This is a genomic window from Candidatus Eisenbacteria bacterium (genome assembly GCA_016867495.1).
Lineage (GTDB): Bacteria > Eisenbacteria > RBG-16-71-46 > CAIMUX01 > VGJL01 > VGJL01.
This window is the reverse complement of the sequence record VGJL01000185.1, coordinates 1-5,092: the sequence shown is the minus strand read 5'-3', so window position 1 is coordinate 5,092 and position 5,092 is coordinate 1. Positions and strand designations below refer to the sequence as shown.

At 66.4% G+C, this 5,092-nt stretch carries 4 protein-coding genes; 2 read left to right on the top strand and 2 right to left on the bottom strand.

What is annotated here, in order from left to right; genetic code table 11:
* Together hflB and folP are read left to right on the top strand one after the other, a co-directional pair.
* Nucleotides 1-1,567: ATP-dependent zinc metalloprotease FtsH (gene hflB, locus FJY88_11825; GenBank protein MBM3288021.1), on the top strand; the 1,567-nt coding region annotated here is incomplete at its 5' end.
* Nucleotides 1,568-1,665: 98 nt separating this feature from the next.
* Nucleotides 1,666-2,451, top strand: coding sequence for a dihydropteroate synthase (gene folP, locus FJY88_11820; GenBank protein ID MBM3288020.1), 786 nt, complete (start codon nt 1,666-1,668; stop codon nt 2,449-2,451).
* A gap of 7 nt (nt 2,452-2,458) precedes the next feature.
* Here folP and FJY88_11815 read toward each other — a convergent pair whose 3' ends face one another.
* The gene (locus FJY88_11815; protein MBM3288019.1) at nt 2,459-3,910 is read right to left on the bottom strand and encodes a hypothetical protein; all 1,452 of its coding nucleotides are present in this window, start codon (nt 3,908-3,910) and stop codon (nt 2,459-2,461) included.
* 166 nt (nt 3,911-4,076) lie between these two features.
* Nucleotides 4,077-4,649: a hypothetical protein gene (locus FJY88_11810; GenBank protein MBM3288018.1), complete on the bottom strand. Its 573-nt coding sequence runs from the start codon at nt 4,647-4,649 to the stop codon at nt 4,077-4,079.
* Nucleotides 4,650-5,092: the final 443 nt, after the last annotated feature.

Sequence of the window (5,092 nt, the reverse complement as noted above, 5' to 3'; positions counted from 1 at the left end):
CCTGTTCATCCGGCAGATGCAGGCGGGCGGATCGGCCGCGCTCAAGTTCGGCAAGAGCAGGGCGAAGCTCTCGGGCGAGAGCCAGGTGAAGGTGACCTTCGCCGACGTCGCCGGGGCCGATGAGGCGAAGGAGGAGCTGCAGGAGATCATCGAGTTTCTGCGAGATCCCAAGCGATTCCAGGTCCTGGGCGGACGGATCCCGAAGGGCGCCCTGCTCCTCGGTCCCCCGGGAACGGGGAAGACCCTGCTCGCCAAGGCGATCGCGGGCGAGGCGGGCGTTCCCTTCTTCAGCATGAGCGGCTCCGACTTCGTGGAGATGTTCGTCGGCGTCGGCGCGAGCCGCGTCCGCGATCTCTTCGATCAGGGGAAGCGCAACGCCCCGTGCATCATCTTCATCGACGAGATCGACGCGGTCGGGCGCCACCGCGGAGCGGGCATGGGAGGCGGCCACGACGAGCGTGAGCAGACCCTGAATCAGCTCCTCGTCGAGATGGACGGCTTCGAGTCGAACGACGGCGTGATTTTGATCGCCGCTACGAACCGTCCCGATGTCCTCGATCCGGCTCTCCTGCGGCCCGGCCGATTCGATCGGCAGATCGTCGTCGATCTGCCCGATGTCCGCGGGCGCGAGGGAATCCTCAAGGTCCACATGAGGAACAAGCCGGTCGCGGAGGACGTGAGCCTCCAGTCGCTGGCTCGCGGAACGCCCGGGATGGCGGGAGCCGACCTTGCGAATCTCGTGAACGAGGCGGCGCTTCTGGCGGCCCGCCGCAGCAGGCGGCGGATCACGATGGCCGACTTCGAGGACGCGAAGGACCGGGTGATGATGGGGGCCGAGCGCAAGAGCCTCATCCTGAGCGATGAGGAGAAGCGGACGACGGCCTATCACGAGTCGGGTCACGCGCTGGTCGGCTGGATGCTCCCCGAGGCCGATCCGATCCACAAGGTCACAGTGATTCCGCGCGGCCGCGCGCTCGGGGTCACCCACTTCCTGCCCGAGAAGGACTCCTACACGCGCACGCTCGACTACTTCATCGCCACGATGACGGCGATGATGGGGGGTCGCGCCGCGGAGGAGATCGTCTTCGGCAAGATCACGAACGGCGCGGCGAGCGACATCCATACCGTGACCGGGCTGGCCCGCAAGATGGTCTGCGAGTGGGGCATGAGCGAGAGGCTCGGCCCGCTACAGTTCGGAAAGAAGCAGGATCTGATCTTCCTCGGACGCGAGATCACCGAGCACAAGGACTACAGCGAGCGGACGGCCGAGATCATCGACGAGGAGGTCCACGAGATCGTGCAAGGGGCCTACGACCGGGCGAGGACGATCCTGCGGGAGAACATCGACAAGCTGCACGCCCTGGCGGGAGCGCTGCTCGAGCGAGAGATCCTCGATCGCGAGGAGATCGACGCCATCCTGACCGGAAAGGGTCTGCCGCCCATGAATGCAGATGAGCCGCCGGCTCCGGCGACCGCGGATGATGCGGCGGCCAAGGCGCCGGCGCGTCAGAGCGGAACCGATCCCGCCCTCGGTCAGATTCCGCGCCCCGCCCCCGAGACGCCGTGAAGGAGACCGTGTCGATCCCGGTCGCCTGGCCGATCCGGGAAACATCGATCTTCCGTGCGGGCTCGCATGCATGGAATCTCGGCGATGTCACGCGCGTCATGGGGATCCTGAACGCCACGCCCGACTCCTTCTACGACGGCGGCGCCTGGATGATGGAGGACGCCGTCGAGCGCCGCGTGTGGCAGATAGCGGAGGAGGGAGCCGATCTCATCGACATCGGAGGCGAGAGCACCCGGCCCGGCGCCACGCCTATCGACGTCGAGGAGGAGTGGAGGAGGATCGAGCCGGCGCTGCGCGTTGCGACCCGCGACGGGTATCCGCTTCCGGTGAGCGTGGACACTACAAAGCCCGAGATCGCCCGCCGCGCCGTGGAGAGCGGAGCATCGGTGATCAACGATGTCTCGGGGCTGAGAGCGGGGCCTGAGATCGCCGAGATCGCGGCCAAGAGCGGGGCAGGGCTCCTTCTGATGCACATGAAGGGCGAGCCGAGGACGATGCAGGTCGATCCCCGCTACGAGGACCTGCTCGGCGAGATCCGGTCCTCGCTCGCGGCCTCGGCCGGTGTTGCGGAGCGCGCGGGCGTACCCCGCGAGCGGATCCTCGTCGATCCGGGGATCGGATTCGGGAAAACCCGCGAACAGAACGTCAGTCTGCTTCGTAACGTCTCTGTCTTCACCGGCATCGGGGCCGGGATCCTGATCGGCACATCACGCAAGAGCTTCCTCGGCGCCCTGCTCGACGGACTGCCCCCGCAGGAGCGCCTCGAGGCGTCTCTCGCTTCCTTCGCCGGCGCGATCCTGGCGGGCGCCCACTGGATTCGGGTGCACGACGTCCGGGCCGCCGTGCGGGCGGCCCGGATCGCCGACGCGCTGCGGGTCGGTTAGCTTGGCGCTACGTCCCGACGCTCTCGCGGTCCTTCTCCTGGAGCCAGCTCTTGAGCGCCTGGTCAGCGACCGAGTCGAGGAGTGACTGCCTGTCTCCCCAAATCGCCTTCCTCCTGATGTCGATGCCGGCCCGGCTGCAAAGGCGCATCGCGCCGACGGCCTCGTTCGGGCCGATCGCCCTGACTCCACCGAATCCACCGAAGTGGCCGGAGAGCAGCGTTCCGAGCTGCGAGTAGGTTGCATCGTCGGTGACGATCCAAACCGCGGCCTGCTTCGTCGCGAAGGTGACATTGCTCCCCGAGAGGACGCCCATCAGGCGAGTGAGGTCCGATCCGGCCGGCGCGCTCCGCACGACGAACAGGTCGCCCGCTCCCGGGATCTCCGCCCCCCGGTCCGCGCAGCAGGCCTGCACAACAAGCTCCTTCCAATCGCCGTCGTCCAGGACGATGGTGGCCGTCTCCGACGCGACCATGTCTTGCACCGCCCCGGCAGAGGAGAAGAAGACGCCCGCGGGAATCCTGACGGTGACGGAACGCTCGACAAGCCGCCGCACGCGGACATTCACCGCACGAATGCCTCCTCCCATGAACCTCGCCTCGATCGTGCGTTGGCGCAGGAGGTCGGCGATGTCGGCTCCGGCGAGCTCAGATAGGTTGGCGAGCGCCTGCGTTTCTCGGCTGTGCCCCGGGTAGCTGGCCAGGAAGCTCTCGTAGGCCTCCTTCGTTCCTGCGCGCTCGGCGTTCAGGAAGGGGGCGTCGTCGGCCAGGAGCGCCCTGATGCTGGTCTCGGCCGGCTCGGAGAAGCGGCTTCCCGGATGGCTCGAGAGGAACCCGCGGAACGCGGCGATCGTGCCGGTTTGCTGCGTCTCCTCCCAGGAGAACTGCTCGAGCATGGCTGTCGCTTCCGCGAGTCGATCGCTCTGCGGGAACCTGGCGATGTACTCGCCGATGAGCCGCGGCCTGTGCGAGGTCGAGGCGGCACCCCAGATCATCTCCTCTTGGACGACAGAGGCTTCCCTGAAATGGCGGCCATCCGGCCACGCAGCCATGTAGCGCTCGATAGCTTCGATCGATCCTCTGTTCTCGGCGAGGAACCACTGCAGATCATCGCGCACGGCAGGAGAGGCGGCCATCACGCCGAGAGCCGACACGACGAGCAGAATGCTGACAACCCCCGGCGTCAGGAATGGAACCTCAGGCGCGCGGCCGGAGACGCGTAGGCGATCGTGCAGATAGGTCGCTCCGCGAGCGACTCCCCCGCCGAGCGCGCGGCAGATGTAGTGCCCCGCTACGTGGACACCCAGCGAGGCGAGCCCCAGGGCGATCCAAGGTAGGGGCTGACCGCTGCGGAAGAGGCCGAAGAACCAGCCTGCGCCGCCGCTAGCCTTCACGATAAGAAAGAAGATCTCCAGCGAAATGACCCAGGAGATCAGCATCAGGATTGAGGTGTGCCGCTTCATCGCCTTCCCTCCTAGCCTTGCGACCCTTTGCCTCCTGCTTCCAGCAGCTCTACGTTCGGCTCGGCTGAGTTCTCGTGGGGCCTACCGGGCGCCGGCTGGATGCCGCAGACAGAAAGGCTTGGCTCCAGCCGGACTGGATGGACGTCACGCGAGCCTCCGGGGCGCTTCAAACCACGACCTCGCCCTCGCGGTAAGGCCATGCAGGTTCGCACCATACCCTGGCCATGGCATCGCCGACGCCGGGCAGCCCGTTGACCGAATCGACCAGAGGACCGAGGACGCTCAGGAGGAGCATCTCCCTGACAACCGCCAAGACGACCCCCAGATAGGGAATCCAGAGCAGCGGCGTGAGGATGCAGTAGGCGAGGAGCGGCGCTTCGGGGATCACCCTGCTCGGCGATCCGGATCTTGCGGCGAAGGAGTTGTACTCCTTCGCGAATCCCCAGAGAGCTCGATAGATCCAGTAGAGGTTGAACAACGGCACGAAGAGAAGCCCGACCGCCTCGCCGGGGCTGAGCCTTCCCCCGACGCCCTTCAGGCCAGACCACATCTTGTGGATCATGACGACAAAGACGATCGCCTCGTAGACCGCGGTCATCAGGATGATGCCGACGCAGATCGCGATCCCAACCTCGTTTTCGGCCGCCACCATCGTCGCAAGAACGACACCCAGGACCAGACTGACGACCAGCGATCCGAGGAAGGAACCAAAGTAGAACCCCTTGTTGAGAGGACGCATGGCGAACTCCTTTCCGGGCGATGGAACCCTGTGTTGCCCGGCCGCAGCAGCAAGACCCTGATGATGCCCTCTCCTCCGCCGGGGCTATCTCGGGCCTCCCTCCGGCCGACCTACCTACCGCGGGAAGCGGTCAGTTCTCGGGAGCTGTCCGGGGAGTGGTTCAGAAGTTCTGCGTCTGTGGCCTGACCTGGGGGCAGATGGCGGAGAGAGTCTCGGCGAGCTGCTGCCGGGATGAGCCGACCTGGGCGAGAACCTGATCGACCGATTTGCTCTCGTTTAGAAGCAGCGCCCACCAGAAGTCGCACTCCCGGACCACGGTCGAGCCCTGGCTCCTCGCGTTCTCGCGCGCGTCGTTGACGCAGCGGTCGTAGCCGACTGTGTGCCCTGCTGGATTCCCCTTCCTCCGCCTCTGCAGGTGGCGGATTGTCTCCTCCGCCAGTTTT